Annotated in this window: 17 protein-coding genes; 2 read left to right on the top strand and 15 right to left on the bottom strand. The window is 40.6% G+C overall.

Going from position 1 to position 19269, the window contains the following annotated elements; translation table 11 throughout:
• Positions 1-157: 157 nt before the first annotated feature.
• Positions 158-1135, bottom strand: coding sequence for an NAD(P)H-dependent flavin oxidoreductase (locus BW961_RS17025; protein ID WP_068588682.1), 978 nt, complete (start codon positions 1133-1135; stop codon positions 158-160).
• Positions 1136-1372: 237 nt separating this feature from the next.
• Between BW961_RS17025 and BW961_RS17020 the strand changes: the two genes are divergently transcribed.
• Positions 1373-2044, top strand: a complete 672-nt coding sequence (locus BW961_RS17020) for a lysoplasmalogenase (RefSeq protein WP_068588685.1) — start codon at positions 1373-1375, stop codon at positions 2042-2044.
• 25 nt (positions 2045-2069) lie between these two features.
• Here BW961_RS17020 and BW961_RS17015 read toward each other — a convergent pair whose 3' ends face one another.
• From BW961_RS17015 to BW961_RS16980, 8 genes are all read right to left on the bottom strand, one after another.
• On the bottom strand, positions 2070-3311 hold the full coding sequence (locus BW961_RS17015; protein ID WP_068588688.1) for a nitric oxide synthase oxygenase: 1242 nt from the start codon (positions 3309-3311) through the stop codon (positions 2070-2072).
• A 249-nt stretch (positions 3312-3560) separates the two neighbouring features.
• Positions 3561-4226 carry a YjgB family protein gene (locus BW961_RS17010; RefSeq protein ID WP_082867586.1) on the bottom strand — a complete coding sequence of 222 codons (666 nt, stop codon included), beginning with the start codon at positions 4224-4226 and terminating at the stop codon, positions 3561-3563.
• Between the two features lie 212 nt (positions 4227-4438).
• Positions 4439-5143: an S-layer homology domain-containing protein gene (locus BW961_RS17005; RefSeq protein ID WP_068588694.1), complete on the bottom strand. Its 705-nt coding sequence runs from the start codon at positions 5141-5143 to the stop codon at positions 4439-4441.
• A 266-nt stretch (positions 5144-5409) separates the two neighbouring features.
• Positions 5410-5937: a DinB family protein gene (locus BW961_RS17000; RefSeq protein WP_068588697.1), complete on the bottom strand. Its 528-nt coding sequence runs from the start codon at positions 5935-5937 to the stop codon at positions 5410-5412.
• Positions 5938-6003: 66 nt separating this feature from the next.
• Complete coding sequence (locus tag BW961_RS16995) at positions 6004-6951, bottom strand: helix-turn-helix transcriptional regulator (RefSeq protein WP_068588700.1); 948 nt, start codon at positions 6949-6951, stop codon at positions 6004-6006.
• Between the two features lie 26 nt (positions 6952-6977).
• Positions 6978-7460 carry a GNAT family N-acetyltransferase gene (locus BW961_RS16990; RefSeq protein ID WP_068588703.1) on the bottom strand — a complete coding sequence of 161 codons (483 nt, stop codon included), beginning with the start codon at positions 7458-7460 and terminating at the stop codon, positions 6978-6980.
• A gap of 222 nt (positions 7461-7682) precedes the next feature.
• Entirely contained in the window at positions 7683-8993 is a 1311-nt protein-coding gene (locus BW961_RS16985) for a GHKL domain-containing protein (protein ID WP_068588706.1), read from the bottom strand.
• A 241-nt stretch (positions 8994-9234) separates the two neighbouring features.
• Entirely contained in the window at positions 9235-10812 is a 1578-nt protein-coding gene (locus tag BW961_RS16980) for a PTS sugar transporter (protein ID WP_068588708.1), read from the bottom strand.
• Between the two features lie 352 nt (positions 10813-11164).
• Between BW961_RS16980 and BW961_RS16975 the strand changes: the two genes are divergently transcribed.
• Positions 11165-11620: a MarR family winged helix-turn-helix transcriptional regulator gene (locus tag BW961_RS16975; RefSeq protein ID WP_068588713.1), complete on the top strand. Its 456-nt coding sequence runs from the start codon at positions 11165-11167 to the stop codon at positions 11618-11620.
• A 74-nt stretch (positions 11621-11694) separates the two neighbouring features.
• Here the strand turns inward: BW961_RS16975 and BW961_RS16970 are convergent, their stop codons facing one another.
• The 6 genes from BW961_RS16970 to BW961_RS16945 form a co-directional block, all read right to left on the bottom strand.
• On the bottom strand, positions 11695-12765 hold the full coding sequence (locus BW961_RS16970) for an NAD(P)/FAD-dependent oxidoreductase (protein ID WP_068588715.1): 1071 nt from the start codon (positions 12763-12765) through the stop codon (positions 11695-11697).
• Positions 12766-12780: 15 nt separating this feature from the next.
• Positions 12781-13785 carry an ABC transporter substrate-binding protein gene (locus BW961_RS16965; protein ID WP_326110635.1) on the bottom strand — a complete coding sequence of 335 codons (1005 nt, stop codon included), beginning with the start codon at positions 13783-13785 and terminating at the stop codon, positions 12781-12783.
• Positions 13786-13818: 33 nt separating this feature from the next.
• A complete protein-coding gene (locus tag BW961_RS16960; protein WP_068588718.1) occupies positions 13819-15534 on the bottom strand; it encodes an ABC transporter ATP-binding protein in 1716 nt (571 codons plus the stop codon).
• 177 nt (positions 15535-15711) lie between these two features.
• Complete coding sequence (locus tag BW961_RS16955) at positions 15712-16695, bottom strand: ABC transporter substrate-binding protein (RefSeq protein ID WP_068588721.1); 984 nt, start codon at positions 16693-16695, stop codon at positions 15712-15714.
• A gap of 220 nt (positions 16696-16915) precedes the next feature.
• Positions 16916-17890, bottom strand: a complete 975-nt coding sequence (locus BW961_RS16950; RefSeq protein WP_068588725.1) for an ABC transporter substrate-binding protein — start codon at positions 17888-17890, stop codon at positions 16916-16918.
• A 304-nt stretch (positions 17891-18194) separates the two neighbouring features.
• Entirely contained in the window at positions 18195-19178 is a 984-nt protein-coding gene (locus BW961_RS16945) for an AraC family transcriptional regulator (RefSeq protein WP_326110634.1), read from the bottom strand.
• Positions 19179-19269 lie beyond the last annotated feature (91 nt).

Raw genomic sequence — 19269 nt, 5'->3', positions numbered from 1 at the left:
CTTATCATACACAACATTCTACTATTAACGTAACCGATGATCTGCTGGATTAGCCAAAGGAAAATTTGGATAGCACATCCGATGAATGCAACACAAAAACACCTACATCAAAACGTAGGTGCTGTCATTAGACTCGCTTGATACTAGCGCTGCTTCATTATCTTACTTCTTCATATTCATCCATAAGCTTATCTATAATTTGTTGAACACTTCTAATTTCTTTGATCTCATGCACCCTTGAACCGGCAAAAATCAGCCCATTCTCTACATCGCCAATAATGGCGTTATTCAAGGCCTCCATAGTGCAGAAACGAAACGAGCATATCTTCAGGCATTTATGGCATTTCTTTATGCGCAATTTCGTCTCCTCGTTGCTTATAAGATCTGTCAATCGATTCTTTATCGCTCTTCCGTGTAATCCCACCGTAGTCTTAACTAAGATCGTATCGTCCTGCTTGGTATTCACATACATCTGTTTGAAAGCTTCTGGGGCGTCACATTCGTGACTAGCTACAAAATGTGTTCCGATCTGAACACCAGATGCACCTAATCCCATCGCCTTAGCGATATCTTCTCCTGTCATGATGCCACCTGCTGCGATAACCGGAATATTAACAGCCTCCACAACCTCCGGGAGTATATCAAATAATGGCCGATCTGTTCCCAAGTGACCTCCCGCTTCGAATCCTTCCACAACCACAGCAGAAGCCCCTAATCTCTCAGATAGTCTTGCTACTTTGGCAGATGAGACAATTGAAATGACCGGTGTATTATGCGCTTTACCCCATGCATACATATCTCTTGATATACCCGCTCCGGAAATGATGAAATCCACCTTTTCTTCTAAGGCCGCCTGCATTTTTTCAGCGAAATCTTTAACAGCAAACAAAACATTAACTCCGATATATCCCATTCGTTCCTTGGACTCTTCTCGCGCTTTGCGAATATGTAATCTTAATTCTTCTATCGTGATGCCTGTACCTGAAATGGTGCCGATCCCACCCGCATTAGCTACAGCCGCGGCTAGACCACTCAAGGAAATTCCGACACCCATCCCCCCCTGCATGATGGGTACTCTTGATTTAATATGGCCAAATTGTAATATCGGAAGCTCCAATATGAACACCTCTTTCATGATATGACTACGAATCTTTGGTTATATTGATTTAAAGATTACCTTTTACAGTACTATAGCAAGAACTATGATCATATGATTCAACTCACAGTTCATTAAGAATAGCGTAGGGAATATCGTCGATATTGCTAGTAGAATCATATCCAGATCAAAAAAACCTCTAACTTCAAATAAAGTTAGAGGAATTGTGATATATTGGACAATAGCCTTCATTTGAATGAAAAAGGAGCACATACTTTGAAGAAGTATCTATTACCTGTCCTTATTGTACTTATGAGTACACTCTACATTTTCGTTATTCCATCGGATCCACACGCGCTCAAAATGCTGTTCAAGTTAATTCCGATGTGGCTCATTATCATGTATGCATACTTTCAAATTCCTAGAATTAGAAAGCGCCATCATTTATTGCTATTAACCGGATTGTTCTTCTGTATGTTAGGCGATGGCCTACTCAGTTGGTTCGTCGTTGGATTATCTGCATTTCTTGTTGGGCATCTATTCTATATGACGGGATTCCTCAGTAAGTGGCACTTCTCGAAGCTTCGATTTGCTAGCATTGTTCCGATTGCCGTGTATGCTTCATTCATGGGTTGGGAGCTTGTTCATGCATTGATTCGAGACAGCAACGAATCCTTGATCATTCCTGTTCTTCTGTATGTTAGCGTGATTTCCTTGATGATGTGGTCTGCGATTATGACAGGTCACCTATGGGCAATCATCGGAAGTATTTTGTTTGCGATCTCAGACTCTATTTTGTCATGGAACCTATTTGTGTCCGATATTGCTTTCTCAGGTGTGTTCATCATGACAACTTATTACGCTGCTCAATTCTGCATGGCCTTCAGCATTCGAACATTAGCTACACGTAAGTTATTAGCTGAAGAAGAGCCTGTGGTATACCTGTAAAATTACAGCTGCGCAAGCTCATGACTTACATCTTATGGTGAAAAGGACACGCCATTTCAGGCAACGAGACCGTAGTCGTCTCCTTGCTATCACTGTCACATGAAGGAGAGATAAGCTCGCTATCAGCCGATTTCAGTGGACCATCCAACGCTTCTAGCCAACCTTGATAGGCAGGACTTTGATAAAGAAATTGCGGACTCAGGTCAAGCTCCATCAAAGATTGATCGTGCCAGATTGGCGTAGCGGACGGTGACATCGGCGGAATAAGCCACGACCAACGGCTTGATACCTCACGTCCCCGTTCCTCTTCTTGTTGTTGAAAGCGAACGAATTGATCTGCTGCCGTATGATGGTCGACAATGCTGACTCCTGCTTGCTTGAACGAATGAAGCACCGCACGGTTCAGCTCCAGAAGTGCTCGGTCCTTCCACAACGTCGTGTTCGTGGAGCGATCTAGACCCATTAGATCTGCAACTTCTGGTAGAAGGTTATAGCGTCCGGTATCACCTAGATTACGTGAGCCAATTTCAGTCTCCATATACCAACCATTAAATGGAGCAGCCGTGTACAAAATGCCGCCAATCTCAAGCTGCATATCCGAAATGATGGGTACAGAATACCAGCGAAGCTGAAGCTCAGGAAACCGTTCAATCTCGGGATGACTTAAGTGTACCTCCTGAATCAAGTCTGTAGGTATGGGAAACAAGCGGGGTTCTCCATCCCCGATACCGACAACAAGCGGTAACACATCGTAATTCCCACCTGTTCCTTGCCATCCAAGTTGCTGACATACACGGGTGAAGTGATCAGACGCTGGATCTCCTGAACGCGCAGACCCATCGATGCTTGGATAACCGGCATAACGAATCAGTTGATGGTTCCACACACGGATACGCTGCGATTCGTCTTCGGCACTACGGAATACCGTTAATACAGGGCGAATACGACCACCATTATTTGCTCTTTCCACGTGTTGCAACAAAGCTTCCGCTATCTGATCCTCGTTTTCCGCTTGACGTGCGTCGATCACCTCAAGCTTGTCCCAGAACAGACGACCGATGCAGCGACTATTATGACGCCACGCCATTCGAGCTCCATGTACCAGCTCTTCCTCTGTATGAAGATAACTACCCAAGTTATTTATTTGTTCGCGAACAGAAATAAGACGGTTCTCCGTCTCTTCTTCCGACTTATCCAACTCGGCATACAGAAGTTCGATGAACGCTTCCGCCTTCTTGGTCAATTCTTCGATGTTCGTGTTATCCATACTGATCTCTCCCCGATTCTAACCATTCTAACTTCCAGAACTCTTTTGTTTAGTATAACATTCAGGGTACCTTACTACATCTTTCGGGGTGACCTTATCCTCTCATTTCTGCAATATGTGTCCATTCAGTCAACAACACCTGGATTATAAATCCATATCAACAAATCCCCACTCCAAGAGGAATGGGGATTATCTTTTACTATTGAATCATGAATGTCTGTCGAACATAACTCAAGTATTCGATGTTGCCTATTTCCCACCCATAGGTGCTGCCGCTTTTGGTGAATACACAGAGATATGGTGGAGCACTTGTTTATCGTATGGACCTACGAATTTCAATTCATATTCTCCAACCTTATAGACGAGAATATCGTCATTTCCATTGGTACGTGTTTCGCTTGGGGACCCTAATGTTTGTGTAATATCTGCCAAAGAAATTTGATTAAATTGCACCTTTGAACCCTCGCTTGAACCAAAGGAACGAACATCATAGATCACTTCACCACGTCCAATACCAAAGGCAAATGAACCTCTACCTGCACCTGGACTGTATGCCTCATAAGGATCACCCGCCCCTACTGCTTTATCAGGTTCTCCCCATGACGCGTGAACTTCATCAATAAGATCTACTCCCGAAACAAAATCAGCCCCAGGTACTTTGCCTTCCTTACTGAGTTCGTAAATCTCTTTAATTAATTTAGTGTTTTCTTCTTTTACCGGGATCGTTGTTCCTGTATTGCCCTCGGTACTAGCATTCTTGGATGGTTTATTCACATCTTCTTGTTGTTGCGTATCTGGCTGATCTGTACCTGTATTGGACTTACTATCCGCGGCACAGCCTGCAAGTAGAACGACTATAGAAATACCCATAATAGACCGTGCTATGGACTTACGTTTAATTGTTGTGATCATCATAATCCTCCTTTTCAATTGCTGAATAGTTAAATTCGAGTGCACTGATGAAGTCTATTTTACACCACGAAATTAAATAACAGAAAAAAGAACCTCTAGAATCCACTTCTAAAAGCTCTATTCCTCTTTATACGTAGGCATATTCTAGTTCTATCGGAAGCACTCCTCTTGATGGAGGGTTTATCTTGAAATCCCGCCCAGGCGCTACCTTAACTTTACTTAGCGTTGGTTGGGATGGTGCTGTTGGTGTTTGGCGTTGTTGGTGCCGGTGTTGTTACTAGTGCTGGTCCTGGAGCTAAATGGTCTCGTTGAGTTTTGAAAAATAGCGCTTTGTCAATGATAGCAATAGCTTCAGCTCGTGTAGTTGATCGCACTGGTCCAAATGTTCCATTAGGGTATCCCGCCATAATTTCGTTATCTATGACTGCACTAATAGCTCTCTTACTCCAAGCAGCAATACCTTTCCCATCTGCAAGTGATTCAACTGTACCTGATTGATTCAAATCTAATAGATTCGCAATAATCACCGCCACTTCTTGACGAGTCATTTCATTCTTAGGCCTAAATGTTCCATCGGGGTATCCTGAGACATATCCAGCTTTCTTTGCAACCCCTATATCTTCATACGACCAGTCCGTCTGTTTCACATCTGCGAATCCAACGGTTTGCGCTCCCATTAAACCAAATGACCTATTCACCAATGCGGTAAACTCCTCACGGTTCACCTTATCTTCTGGTCGAAATGTTCCATCTTCATACCCAGATACTAAGTCTCGCTCATTCCAACTTGTAATGACACCCTCTGCCCAGTGACCTTTAATATCATTAATACTACTAGCAGATACCATTCCCATTGACGAAAAAGTTAAACCTAATGCGGTTGTCCATACAAATACGGTTTTCTTTGTTATTTTGTTCATAATTAACATCTCCTCGTTCTAATTTTTTTAATAACCGTTAACAATTAATGCACTCATAGTATTGATTTAACCCAGTATTTTCTATTTTGAATCATAGTTTCATTATGGTATAAACCTCACCCTACCAAGTCACTTACTCTTCAATACAGCTACTTTTATCGACAGTCCTGCACTCTTGAAATTGGATACGAAGAAATAAGAATAATTAAAAGAAGCCCCATTCGTAATCGAATGGGGTATGTTTCGCGAGGGACATATGTGTATGCTTACAAACTTTGTTTCAAACGGTCCCATTGTAGTAAATGGTGACGGAAGTGCATCTCAACGAGCATAAACCATTCTTTCGCATTTAACCCACCGAATCGAGGATGGGCAATGGTATTGTGCAGGGGCGCTTGTTCAAGCGTTGATTCTACCTCTTTCATCCTACTTATCACAGTGTTCAGCCCTTGGACAAGCTGTTCTTTACTTTCCGGTTGTCCAGGTGTATATTGCGGTGAAGCTGGGACCTGAATACGTATAGGTGGGAAACCGCCCTGATCCATTAGCGCTTGCCCCGCTTCTGTTTTCTCCCCTGTGGAAACAACAGAATTGTCATCTTGCGTCAAGCAATAATCAATATTACGAAGAGACATATTAATCGAAGAGTTAATCAGATGTTGAATCATTTGCCCCATCGACCACTCGTTCTCACCCGGTTGACTTACCAACTGCTCTATACTATAACCATTCAATTCTTGCAGGTAATAATTCGCGCTTTCTTCAAAATGCGCCAAAGCTTCCGTTGTATTCATATGTGTAGTTAACTCCTTCTCATCAATATAGTCTCACTATACAGAAGTGCTACTGACAACAGTATGTCAGTAGCGTCTAACCATCTTCTCAGCTTCTTCACGAACCCGATCCCTAAGCGATTCAGGCTCCAATACGACAACGTCCGCTCCCCATCCTAACACCCATTGCAGTAATTCTTCGGGCTGACGGACACGACACGTAACATACAGACCATCCTCATGATCTTCAAATGATTCCATGTAATAGTTGCTCGATCCCTTCACTTTATCCGCGATGTCCGGATTTGCTTGAATACGCACGAGTACATGTCGATCTTCCGCAGGCCTATGATTATGCAAATTGAAATCAACCGGATATGTGAATCGGTCTTCTAGAACACTCAAATCATTCATCCGAGATAATCGGAATTGGCGAAGATCTTGCCGCAAATCACATTGCGCAATCAATGTCCATGAACCATGAACAATCACAAGTCCATAAGGAGCAACATCACGGACGCTATGACGATTTCCATCGGCTTCAGGCATGTTCTTCGAGTAATGGAATCTCACCTTCCGCTCTTCCAATATCGCTCGACGCAAGGGTTCTATGTATTGTTTCTCTCGTACCCCCACTCGCATATCATTTGTGGCAAGCAATCTAATGGTCGAGCGCACTCGGGACGTTTCTCTACGAACACTCTCTGGTAATATGGCTTCGATTTTCCCACTGGCACTTTGCGCCTTGGCACCATATTCAACATCAAATTTCTGCTCGACAAAGTCCCCGCCAATCAACAACGCTACCGCTTCTTCCGCTGTGAAGCTCACCGGGGGTAAGAAATACCCCTCCATCAAAGAATATCCTAACCCGGGTGCACCTATTATAGGAACTCCTGCCTCACTTAAGGCTTGAATATCCCGATATATCGTCCTCGTACTCGTCTCGAACTTTGCCGCAAGATCCTCAGCTCTTCTAACCCCTTTACGTTGCAGTTCAAGTACGATGGCTAACAACCGATCCGTTTTGTTCATACCTACTGCACCCTCCTCCAGAAATTCTACTGTGGTTTCTTTGATATAAATTGTTGAACCGACCTTCTACGTTCGTCGTATCGCTCACTGAAATTTCCTGCTGTATATTTAGAAATTGTACTTCTCCAAAAAGCCTGTGCTGGGTAATTCTTTTCCGATTGTGTAACGACCCATTCCCCTTGGTACATATCAAATATGCTATTGGCTACCGTTCTCCCTACACCTCTGCCCACGAACTTTCTCATTACGAAAAACTCTGCAATGCTGTTAACGGACGACTCATCAGAATTCACCAGCACAAACCCTGCAAATTCTTCATCGACTTTTATAAAAAATGGATGCTTACTCGGATTTGTCCAGTATTCATCAAGATCAAATGGTGCGTAAAGACCATCTTCTTCTAACCTAATAATATTCATGTATTTGCTGAATTCGTAAATATAGAACTGCATAATATTTAGTAGTATTTGTTTATCTTCAACCGAAACTAGTTCTAATTCTATCTTCATGATAAGATCCTCCACAAATTTCATAATGTCCAGCGTAAAGATTATATCACTGCCCTACTTATGAGTTTAACTTTAGCGAATGTTACCGAAAAGTACAGATCCCTCTGCATCTTTTCAAGTAAACCTTGAACGCTTAAATAGACTTCCTGAAATTTCAGGAAGTCTTTTCTTTTTATATAGAGACTACATCATAAATGCGATATTTATTCTGATATCTATTCCCTAAATCGTTATCTTAATCGTAACCATATCCTTGTCATACTGAAAATAAATATCACCCTTATATATTTCAACAGTTCTTTTAATAATCATTAATCCATTACCGCTTAGTTCATCTGTATTTTTCTTTGTTGTATAGCCATTTTGAAATAGACACTTTTGCTCTTTAGCCGTAAGATGAGCCGTGTTCTCCACTGCAAATACGTATTTCTCTCCAACTGTGTTACAAATAACGCGGATCTGTTTAGGTTGGTCACCCATATAAGCCGTCGTTGCTTCAATCGCATTATCCAAAAGATTAGCGTAAATTCTAGCCAAGTCCATAGACTCCAACCTACTATAGTCATGCTCATTCGTCTCGAAGTACATAGGTATCCCTTTAGATTGGGCAAATTCCCACTTACTTTGAAAAATAACCATCAAAATTGGATTTTTGATACGTAACGACATATCTACCATTTTGGATTCAATAGCAAGTTGTTTTAGATAATTTCTCGCTTTTTCATGCAACTGCATGTCCATTAATCCGCTTAGAACCTGAAGATGATTGAGCATATCATGTCTACTTGATTTAATGGCATCTGTTACTCTTCTAAGCTCTGAGATATACATTTTTTCTGATTCTTTCAAATCCTGTTTCAAACGAAGTTTATACCACTGGTATAAGAAGTACGCAACAAGTAATAGTACAACAGCAAATAAAATATCAATGACAAATATGAAGAGATTACTCTTAAGAACTTGGTCAAATACTTGCTTTAACTCCTTAACCCCAACATCAATAGCGACAACACCAAGCATATTCCCTTCATTACTGTACAATGGTACTCCGACCGATAAGTAAGAACCATGATGTTCATCTTTTATAATATGTGTATAATAGCTCTGTCCTTTCTTAGCCTGCCTTACTTGAGCAACAGGAACTGTACAGGGCTCTGCTATGGGTAAATCAGCCGTATTTGGAGGAATTGCTGACACCATGACTTTTGAAATATCTGAATCATCAAGCATTAATACATATACATATAAAGCTTTGATTCGTTTGTGGTATTCTTCTAAATACTGTTTTATTTGTTTACGATTCTCATCGTCTTGTTTAGACACTAGAAAATTCTGGTACACATCTTTATCTAAACCTTCTGCAATATCTTTAGCTATTTCTATATATTGCTTAGCAAGCGTGGTTTGCGCTGATTTACCAATCCAATAATAAGATATCAATAGTTTGACGCTCATCAGAGCACTTAGCACAATACATGAAACAACAATGAAATAAACAATTCTCTTATTCGAATATAAACTGTTAAATCTCATATACTCAGTCCTTTTGTCCTATGTCTTATGTCTTATGTCTTATGTCCTTAGACTATTATCATCGGAATAATGAATAGAATTAGTTAGATTCTTGCCATATGTATATATTTCCTTCTTTAGCGCGGCGTGTTTAACAACCTAGATACATGTGAGGCAGGACAACTAAAAGAGTCGCACTCGAATGACGGAATGTCAAACCAAGTGCGACCGGGATTATCGATTCTGTTATGAATCATTTCAACTATATATTCTTCTTTATTTGATTCTGGTTCTTGACTGTTTTGTTAGCTACCAACGTAATAAGTAGGGCTAGAAGCAAGGCAACCAACATCGAGATGGTAAATCCAATCCAGTTATTAGATAACAATGGCCCCATAAATGAAGGAACATAAGCGGTACCTCGAACGTTAAATACGCCCACAAGTCCCCCTCCTACACCAGAAGCAACAATCGCCCCTGCAAAGACCATTTTATTAGAAAACATGAATGGGTAGGCCGCCTCAACAAAAGTTCCGAATCCCATATTAATTAAGAAACCTGGTGTAGCTACTGCCGCTTCTCCTCGGTCTCTAGGGGCAATGATATTAGCTAAAGTAATACCTGCCGATACCATCACCAACCCAACCATATCAATAGCACCCAAGAAACTATTCCCCGTCTTCTCCATCTCAAGGAGCACGATGGGTAGAATAGCGGCATGATATACACCCCCAAGAATGGCCGGCCAGATCAAGAGACCCGCAATAATTCCCGCTATAATTGGATTGAATGATATAGCCATGTTAATGATATCCTTAATGAACTCACCCAACTGTAGTGCAAATGGAGCAATCAAGAAGTAGACGATAAGCCCAGATATGAGACCTGCTAGACCACCAGCCACAATATTTACCGTCGTCATCGGGAAACGCCACTGCACACATTTGACGAACAAGTACTGAACAAGAAGTCCTGCCCCGATACCACCAATAATCCCGCCTATGATACCTCCCTCAATTGAAAGTGCCCCTGCAATAACACCCGCAACAATGGACACTTCATCTAGATCAGAGATTTGCTTCGCGGCAATGACCGCTAGAACAACTGGTAATGCTTTGAGCATAATATCGAATACTTCACTTAATCCTTTAAACATAGGAATTTGGCTAAACGCAAGTACAATAGCCATCGCAATGAACCCAGGCAAAGACGATTGCATAATCCCTTTGAGATTGATGTTCTTCCAAGGCTTGCTGGATGCTGAAGCTTGTGATGATAGTGAGGAACCAAGAATAGGGTAATATTTCATTCCCCAATATTTACACAACGATTGTATAAAGGATACCGCTCTTGTACGGTTCGTGGTTCCTGTCGTTCCCGATGCCGCAATCACGTTCGCACCTTTGGAACTAATCAGAGCCATCGATGTTCCCCCTGTACCCACAAGTGGTATCCCTTTCTCTGCCGCCGCTATTATGGTTTGTTTATTCGCATCATTAGGGTCAGCACTCATCGCAATTACGCCATCAATGAGACCAGAACGGATAAGGGCTGCGATTTCAGCATCAACGCCTACTGCTGCCTCGTTCGTATCTTTCAATAATCCCTCGGAAAGATTTCTAAGACGATTCTCTCCCGAATCCCATCCATATAATGCTGCTGTCGTACTCTCTTTTGCTATGTCCATCGATTCCGCTGCTGCAATAAATTGCACCATGCCAATCTCTAGGCCTGCACTCTTACTTTGTGTAACGATTTCTCCAATTAACTTCTCGGGGTCTTTGCCCCCCAGATTAAATAAATTCCCGCCACTGCTACCTATAATTGCTATACGTTTCATTTGTCTACCCCTCATTTGGCTGCTTATGTACTTTCAATACACTCTATCACTTTAGCTAATCACCGTATTACCTCATTATACTGACGTCGCTCTGAATAACAATAGATATGATGAAAAAAGTGAAGCTCATCATGCGCGGATTGGTCAGTAGTAAAATGCAAAAAACTCGATCATCTTAGTCAGAGATGATCGAGCCCATGACAACAGCAAGTGTATATATTAAATATCCACTCATCCCACTTGATCCACATTGACAAATAACTACTTCGTATGTAAAGTAATATCATATTGATAATATATTAAATGAATACGATTAGTCTTTGATGAGCATCGTGAATGAAAGGACGACTCCATGCAACAGAACTCGGATCAACAACATATACAAACGGTGCTTGATTTCATTGTAGTCTTAAGTGACACGATGAGTCGAAAGAAGCAGTTATTCGAAGATGAAACGGCATGTTCGCCCGAGGAGACGAACGTCATCCGAATTCTTTCCCACAACGGCCCACTAATGGTCAAGGAAATCGGTCAGGCCTTGCCAGGAATGAACTTCAGCAAGCTTACTCGTATACTCGACAGCCTAGAGAAACAGGATTATGTCATACGTACCCTTAATCAGAAAGATCGCCGTAGCTTCCTTATAACACCAACGGAGAAGAGTGAACAGCACACTTCTAAATTTATGGGTGAAGTTGGAGAAGTAGCGGAACATATGCTTTCTGTATTGACGCCTACCGAACGCCTCATGTTAGATCAATTATTAGATAAAATGCAGATTAAGTTACGTGACATTACCTCATTATAGAATGGGAACGTCAGAGCATGCCCTCCTATCCAGAGGGTGTTTTCATCCTATAATAGTATTAAAATGATAATATTTTATGATGACAGGTTAGATTTCGCTGCAAACAAATGTTTCACTAATTCACGATTTTTATCTTTAAAGACGTCATTATGGGAAGAAACCATCCCATGACCATACGCTTCTGGCATAATATATTGCTTCGCTTTATTCACAGCATTTGCCGCATCTTGAAACGCCCCTGCGATTAAGTGAAGTTTACCTTCGTGATTCAAAATATCTCCTGCAGCATAGATCCCTGGCACAGATGTTTCACTCATGGGACTACCGGCAATACCGTATTCATTTGCCATTTCAATATTCAATCCGCTATTCGCCGTCAACTCTTTATCCCGTTCGTAGCCATGATTTATGATCACTTCATCAACAGACAGTTGAATCTTATTTCCATTCTCACTGCTAAGCAACTCTACTTTTTCAATGGTCTCGTGGTCATCTGCGGCAATAAGCTTTTCAATCGATGTATTCAATAAACATTCAACAGAACTATTGAATAGGCGCGTAACTTCTGCCTCATGTCCCTTCAACATGTCTTTCCGATAGGTCAAATAGACTTTTTTCGCAATTGGTTCCAATTCATTTGCCCAGTCAACAGCCGTATTGCCACCACCGGAAATCAATACAGTTTTCCCTTTGAAACGTGCGAGAGATTTCACTGTATAGTGCAAATTGGAAACCTCAAATCGTTCAGCGCCTTCAATTTCTAGTTTTGTTGGGTTCAAAATACCCCCACCAACAGCTAAAATAACTGTTTTGGACAAATGTTGGCGGTTTGCAGATGTCTGGATAACAAAGTTCCCATCTTCATCTTTGTTAATGGACGTCACTTTTTCACCTAATACCACCTCGGGCTCAAATGTTGTCCCTTGCTGAATTATTTGTTCAATCAGTCGTTCTCCTGTAGTAGGTAGGAGTCCCCCTATATCCCAAATCATTTTCTCTGGATAGACATGCACTTTTCCTCCTAAAAAAGGTTGGAATTCAATAATTTTTGTTTTCATTTCTCTTAAACCACTATAGAAAGCAGAAAAAAGTCCTGCTGGGCCGCCACCAATAATTGTTACATCATACAGCTGTTCTGAATTCATTATGAATGCTCCTTTCTATTTGTCGAGACTGGTGAGCCAAGTCGTTAGTTCTTCAATTTGAGCAAGGACGGCAATCGGATCATAATACCAAGAGCGTTCTTCCGGCCATACATAGATATGTCCATTCTTAACTGCTGGAACACTTCCCCAAATCGGGTCCTTCTGGAAGTCTTCGATCGTTCGTTCATTCGAAGTCATAATAATATAATCGCCAGCGTATTTCTCTATCATTTCCTCAGAGAGTTCTGCCCATTGCTTCTCCATAATTTCACTGGCAACTACGCTTGGAGGCTTACGTCCAAGCGCCTGATATATGGGTTGGCCACCACGACCAAAATTATCACCGTATACCCAAGTCGACTTACCACCATCCTCCATAATGGAAAAACTAGCATCAGTAGCAATTGCGATATCCACCTTGGCCTTCGCCTCGGCAATACGCTGGTCGTATTGGAGTAGCCAAGTCTTCGCTTCTTCTTCCTTATCAAGTAGCTCACCGAAATAAGTTAACTCCTCATGAACGCCTTTCAAATCTCCATAAGGAATAACAATGGTGGGTGCGATTTTGCTTAATGCCTCGTAGTTGTCTCCATTACCAGTAATAATGAGATCTGGGTTCAGAGCAAGTGTCTTTTCGACAGATGGCTTTCCGTACGTTCCGATATCCGAAACCCCGACAAGCTTATCTTTAAAATAATAGTTTTTAATGGTCAGTTCTGGCGCTCCAACCGGAATAACACCTAAGGCAATCATACTACCAAGGTACTCCTCTGCAACAATACGTTGCGGTTTGACAGGAACCTCAATCTCACCTTTTAATGTGGTAACGGTTTTCACAGCGCTGCTCGTGTTAGTACTTGAGTTCTCTTCTGTTCTCGGTTGCTCCGCCGTTTCGCTATTTGAAGCTGTCTTTGTCTCTGTCCCTCCGCACGCGGAAAGAACTAATACAATCAGTAGAAACATTAACGGGATAACTAACCCTAATTTCTGTGGCCTATGATTTTTTTGTCGTGAATACAACTTGAATCCCCCCTCAAACAATAATGATATTTATCAGACCCCAAATTGTGCTTGGTGAAGTCTGTTATAAGCTCCTTCTACAGCTAATAATTCATGGTGGCTTCCTTGCTCAACAATGCCATCCTCCGTTACGACAACAATGCGGTCTGCATTCTTAATCGTAGCTAACCTATGTGCAATAACTAGTGTAGTACGGCCTTCTGATAGTTCCGTTAAGGCCTGTTGTATCGCTACCTCTGTTTCTGTATCCAGTGCAGATGTTGCTTCATCTAAGATCAGAATAGATGGGTTTTTAAGGAACATTCGAGCAATGGAAAGCCGTTGTTTCTGTCCACCAGACAGTTTGACGCCTCGCTCACCAATCAATGTATCCATTCCTTCAGATTGGGACATGATGACTTCTTCCAACTGCGCTCTTCTAGCAGCTTCCCATATATTTTCTTCCGAAGCACCTAACTTACCATAAGCGATATTCTCGCGAATCGTCCCGTCAAATAGGAAGACATCTTGTTGAACAATCCCGATCTGAGAGCGAAGGGATTCAAGTGTGATTTGTCGGATCTCAATCCCATCAATCATTAATGATCCGCTGTTTATATCATAAAACCGAGGTAAGAGACTACAAATCGTCGTTTTCCCAGCACCTGATGGTCCAACAAGTGCTACGGTTTCACCTGCACGAATCGTTAGATTAATATTCTCTAACACATTCTCTTTGCCTTCATAACCAAACGACACGTCTTCGAACTTTATATTCCCTTCTAAATGCGAGACAGCTATTGCGTTCGGAGCATCCGCCACATCAGGCTCTGTCTCAAGCATCTCTACATAACGCTTAAATCCAGCAACTCCCTTTGGATACATTTCAATAACCGCATTAATCTGTTGAATCGGTCCTAGAAATACATTCGATAGTAGAACAAAAGCAAGAAACTCTCCGTATGTCATCTGTTTATTAATTACAAACCATGTACCGCACACCAGAACAAACAACGAGACGATTTTCATAAGAATATAGCTAATAGAAGAATTCCAAGCCATAATTCGATAGGCAATCAATTTTGAATCTCGAAAACGTTCGTTATTCTCATTGAATTGAGCAATTTCATGTTCTTCATTTGCAAATGCTTGCACGACGCGCATACCGCTCACATTGTTTTCAACACGTGCATTGAAATCAGCGATATCTGCAAAGAAACGTTTAAATGCTATAGACATCTTTTTACTGAAATACAAGGAAAGACAGATAATAAGAGGTACAACAATAAACGTAAGTACAGCTAATTGCCAATTTATCGATAACATGATTCCAAATGCACCTAAGAGCGTCATAATTGCGATAAATAAATCCTCAGGTCCATGATGTGCGATTTCACCAATATCCATCAAATCATTTGTCATTCTGGACACTAAATGACCTGTTTTATTATTATCAAAAAAGCGGAACGATAACTTCTGTACATGAGTGAAAAGATCTTTTCGCATATCGGACTCTATATTAATGCCTAGCTTATGTCCCCAGTAAGTGACAACATAATGGAGAGCCGAACTAATAATATAAATTCCTAATAACGAAGCACATCCCCATAAGATCCAACTCCAGTTCGAGCTAGGCAATAAATCATCCACTACACGATGGACAGCTAACGGAAAGGCAAGTTCCAATAATGCTGCTATAATCGCACAGGAAAAGTCCAAGATGAATAGCCTTCGATAGGGTTTATAGTAAGAGAAGAAACGTTTTAACAATATGTATCGACTCCTAACCTATTTATTGAATAGTGTCTTTATTCCACATCCACTATTATCGATATTAATAATCATTCTCATTAAATGAGTATAGCCTATCACCTAACTCTGAAGAAATGGACAAACATGTATGATTTTTTGGACAAAATGAACTTATATGATAGGTGAGTTCTAATCCTATTTCTGACCTTTTTTCTTAGCAACAAGCATATCAGCTACTTCTTCTGCTTGAGCTAGCACAGCAATCGGATCATATGGCCAGAATCGTTTTCCATCGAGATAAAATACATTTTCCTTTTTGACCGCATCAATAGATTGCCAAACAGGATCTTTTTTATCTAACGAACCACCGTTTGATATATCAAAAAAGATATAATCGCCAGCATAATCAGTTAGCACTTCGAAGGATACTTGTTTGTTTGACTCCCCAGCATCGATTAACTCTTTTTTAATACGCTTTGATGGAGTTAACTGAAGTTGTTTATAAATGGCTTGCCCACCCTTATAAATACCATCGCCATAGATATATGAGTCCTTTCCAAATGCGCCAAAGATGGAGACTGTTTCTCCTTCAGCCATTACCGCTTGAATTCTCTCTCTCTGTTGTTGAATTTTCTCATCAAACATAGCTAGCCATTTCTCTGCTTCCTTGTCCTTTCCAAGCATCTGCCCAATAGTCCTTACCTCTTCGTGGACATCACTATATGTTTCATAGGGAATAATAATGGTTGGAGCCATTTTGGAAAACTTCTCAAATGAACTCTTCTCTATATCCGAACTAATAATTAAATCGGGCTGTAATGCCAATATCTTCTCGAAAGAATTCTCACCGGTACTTTCAATATTAGCGTTGAGATTCTGGATATGTACGTTTTCAATATCTACTTGCGTTGCACCTACAGGTTTTACATCTAATAAGAGCAACGTTGGTAAATAGCTATCTACCACAATTCTTTTAGCATTTGCTGGTATTACAATATCTCCGTTAACCGTTTTTACTGTTCGTGTTTGGGGTTGTTCACTTACAACCTCTTCTACCTTCACTACTTCGCTGCTTTTATTACTTTCAGAAGATTGATCCCCCTTACTACCACAAGCCGTAATCATGACCGCTAACATAACCAATAGCAGACAAAAAATGATAGATTTATTTTTAAACATTATAAACCTCCTTATTTAATGATAATGATTTTCATTATCATTCACATTATCAGATTTGCTTTACAGGGTCAATACAAATAACATACCCTTCAGTCGTATCCTATGCTTAGAAGCCATAGACCTACTCGTTCGTAAACTTTATCTCTCTCTCTTCTCTACATAGAGAATAACCAAGCAGTATATCTCTCGCTCGGTTATTCCCTATCCTTTCAGCTCGACTCTATTTCTTTCCCATCGCTTCCATTACCTCATCAATTCCCTTAATTTTGGCAAGTGCCAACGGTCCTGGCAATGAAGGGTCTTCCAAATAATAGACTTGGTCTTTTTGGACTGCACTCAAGCTCTGCCATACTTTATTATCTTTTAAGTCTTCCTTCACTCCCCCTTCAATGGGTTCTTGCCAATTGTTAACTATAAACAAGTGATCCGGGTTTAGATCTACCACTCCTTCTAACGTCAATCGCCCACCTATTTCAGCACCCTCTGTCGGCTTTAAACCTAACCCGATATAAAAGGCATCGAATCGTTTCTCTTCCCAGAGGACAAATTGCTCTTTTCCACTGTACATTGCAAACATGACAGACTCGCCACTTCTAAAAGCTAGTTGTTCCTTGTATTTTGCTGATTTGCGGTCGAATTCTGCAAGTACAGTATCCGCTTTATCCTCTTTACCGATTACTTTAGCAATTTCAATCAATGTCTTGCGCCAATCCCCAGCCTCCGGGAAAATGACGGTCGGTGCAATTTGTGATAATTGTTCATATTTATCTGCCATATCATTTGCTGCGATAATCAAATCAGGCTCTGACGCTAACAGTCTCTCCAAACTCACTTCTTGTCCAAGATCGATAATATCTTTCCCTTCAATCATCTTGCTTAAATAGGGAAAGTTTCTTTCAATTATTTCAATCCCTTGTCCAGCTATAGGATATTCATCTAAAACAGCTAAATAATCGACAAATGAAATGTACGGGGTAGCTATTTTAAGAGGTTTTTCTTTAATAACCGTTTCCCCTTCCATATGTTTAATCGTTCTTGGAAAAGAAGCATTATTAACTACTTCCTCGCTTACCTGAGCAGGTGCCTTTTCTGTTTTTTCTACGGCATTTTTCATTTTTGAATTATCCGCACAACCTACTACTAACGAAATAATACCTACTAGTAAAATCAATCCAAACCACTTTCTATTTCTCATTCTTTTATCTCCTTATAATTATAATTGATAAGAATTATCATTTATAATCTTACAAGGCCTTCCATCGGGCATCTACCAGTAGACGGATTAGGGATACTGGTTAGAGGGATAAGAAAAATGTTAGAGCTTTAATTATTCACCAATATCTCGGTACTTTAAAAGATAGTTTCCAGTCAAAATACTTGTCCTTTTTCAACCATAAAATATCCCCTTCAAGTTCACTATTTTCCACATGATACATGCAGTTTTGAGTGTCTACTTAAAGGGGATAATAATCAAAATCAATCTCCCAGCATTTTTTTAGTTAGCGAGTAAGCCCTCTTATAAATTCTCCAGGATTAACTCCAAATTTGTCCCTGAACGCTTCAGCAAAATAACTAGGATTAGAATAGCCAACAGCACAGGAAGCTTCATTTACATTCATCTTGCCACCTTGCAATAAAAGATGGGCTTTCTCTAGTCGTTTCTCCCGTAAATAACCAAACACGGTTGTATCATACATCTCCTTGAAACCCTTTTTCAATTTATAGTCGTTTAAATCTATTGAACAGGATAATTCAGTCAATGTAGGTGGCTCCGTCATACACTCGATGATAATGGCTCGAGCTTGTCGGATCTTCGCCACATCACTTTTGGAGAATTCCGATGGCTTTGGATCTTTATCAAACAGGAAAGACCGAAATGACATCGATAAAAGTTGTAATGCATTGCATTCTAACTCCAGATTGGTCATTCTCTTCTCTTCCACCGCATCCAACATTCGCTTTACAATGATAGATGCGGAAGGGTCAATTTTTTCTTGAAACATTCGATATGACTTTTCCCCAAGGATATGTGAAAAGTTAATCGAATTTCCGCTTTCACCGCATACTTCTTGCATAAAATGATTGAAGGTTGAAACCGGAATTCCAATCCCCATCATTTGATAGGATTCGTTCTTATTAAATGTAAAGTTCGCCCCCACTTGTTCTATAAACTGAAGAGAGCATGTGCCTGAAACAATTTCATGATCTGAACCCGATATATGAACCCCTCTAACACCTTCCATACAATAGCTAAGCTCAATCATGGGTCGCATAGTAGACATATTCATTTGATAATCTTGATAAATAGAATAATCCGATATTACCACTTCTAAATCAGAACGTGGAATCAAACGATTAATCGATCCTTCTCCAATACCTGATCGGAATGTCATAAGATCTACTGGCATCTCTTTTTTCCTTGCTACTTCTAATTTATCAAAAAACTGATTAAAGTTCTGATGGAAGTTAGTTATCTCGATCACCGCCTCAAATTCCCACACCCTTTACTGAGAATGATTTTCAATATCACCGGAAATTATAGCAAAGAATTAATTTTTTTGCTATTTAATTGAT

Source organism: Paenibacillus macquariensis (assembly GCF_900156375.1).
GTDB classification, from domain to species: Bacteria; Bacillota; Bacilli; order Paenibacillales; family Paenibacillaceae; genus Paenibacillus_AQ; species Paenibacillus_AQ macquariensis.
Note: the sequence above shows the minus strand (reverse complement) of the source record. Positions and strands in the feature narration are given on the sequence as shown.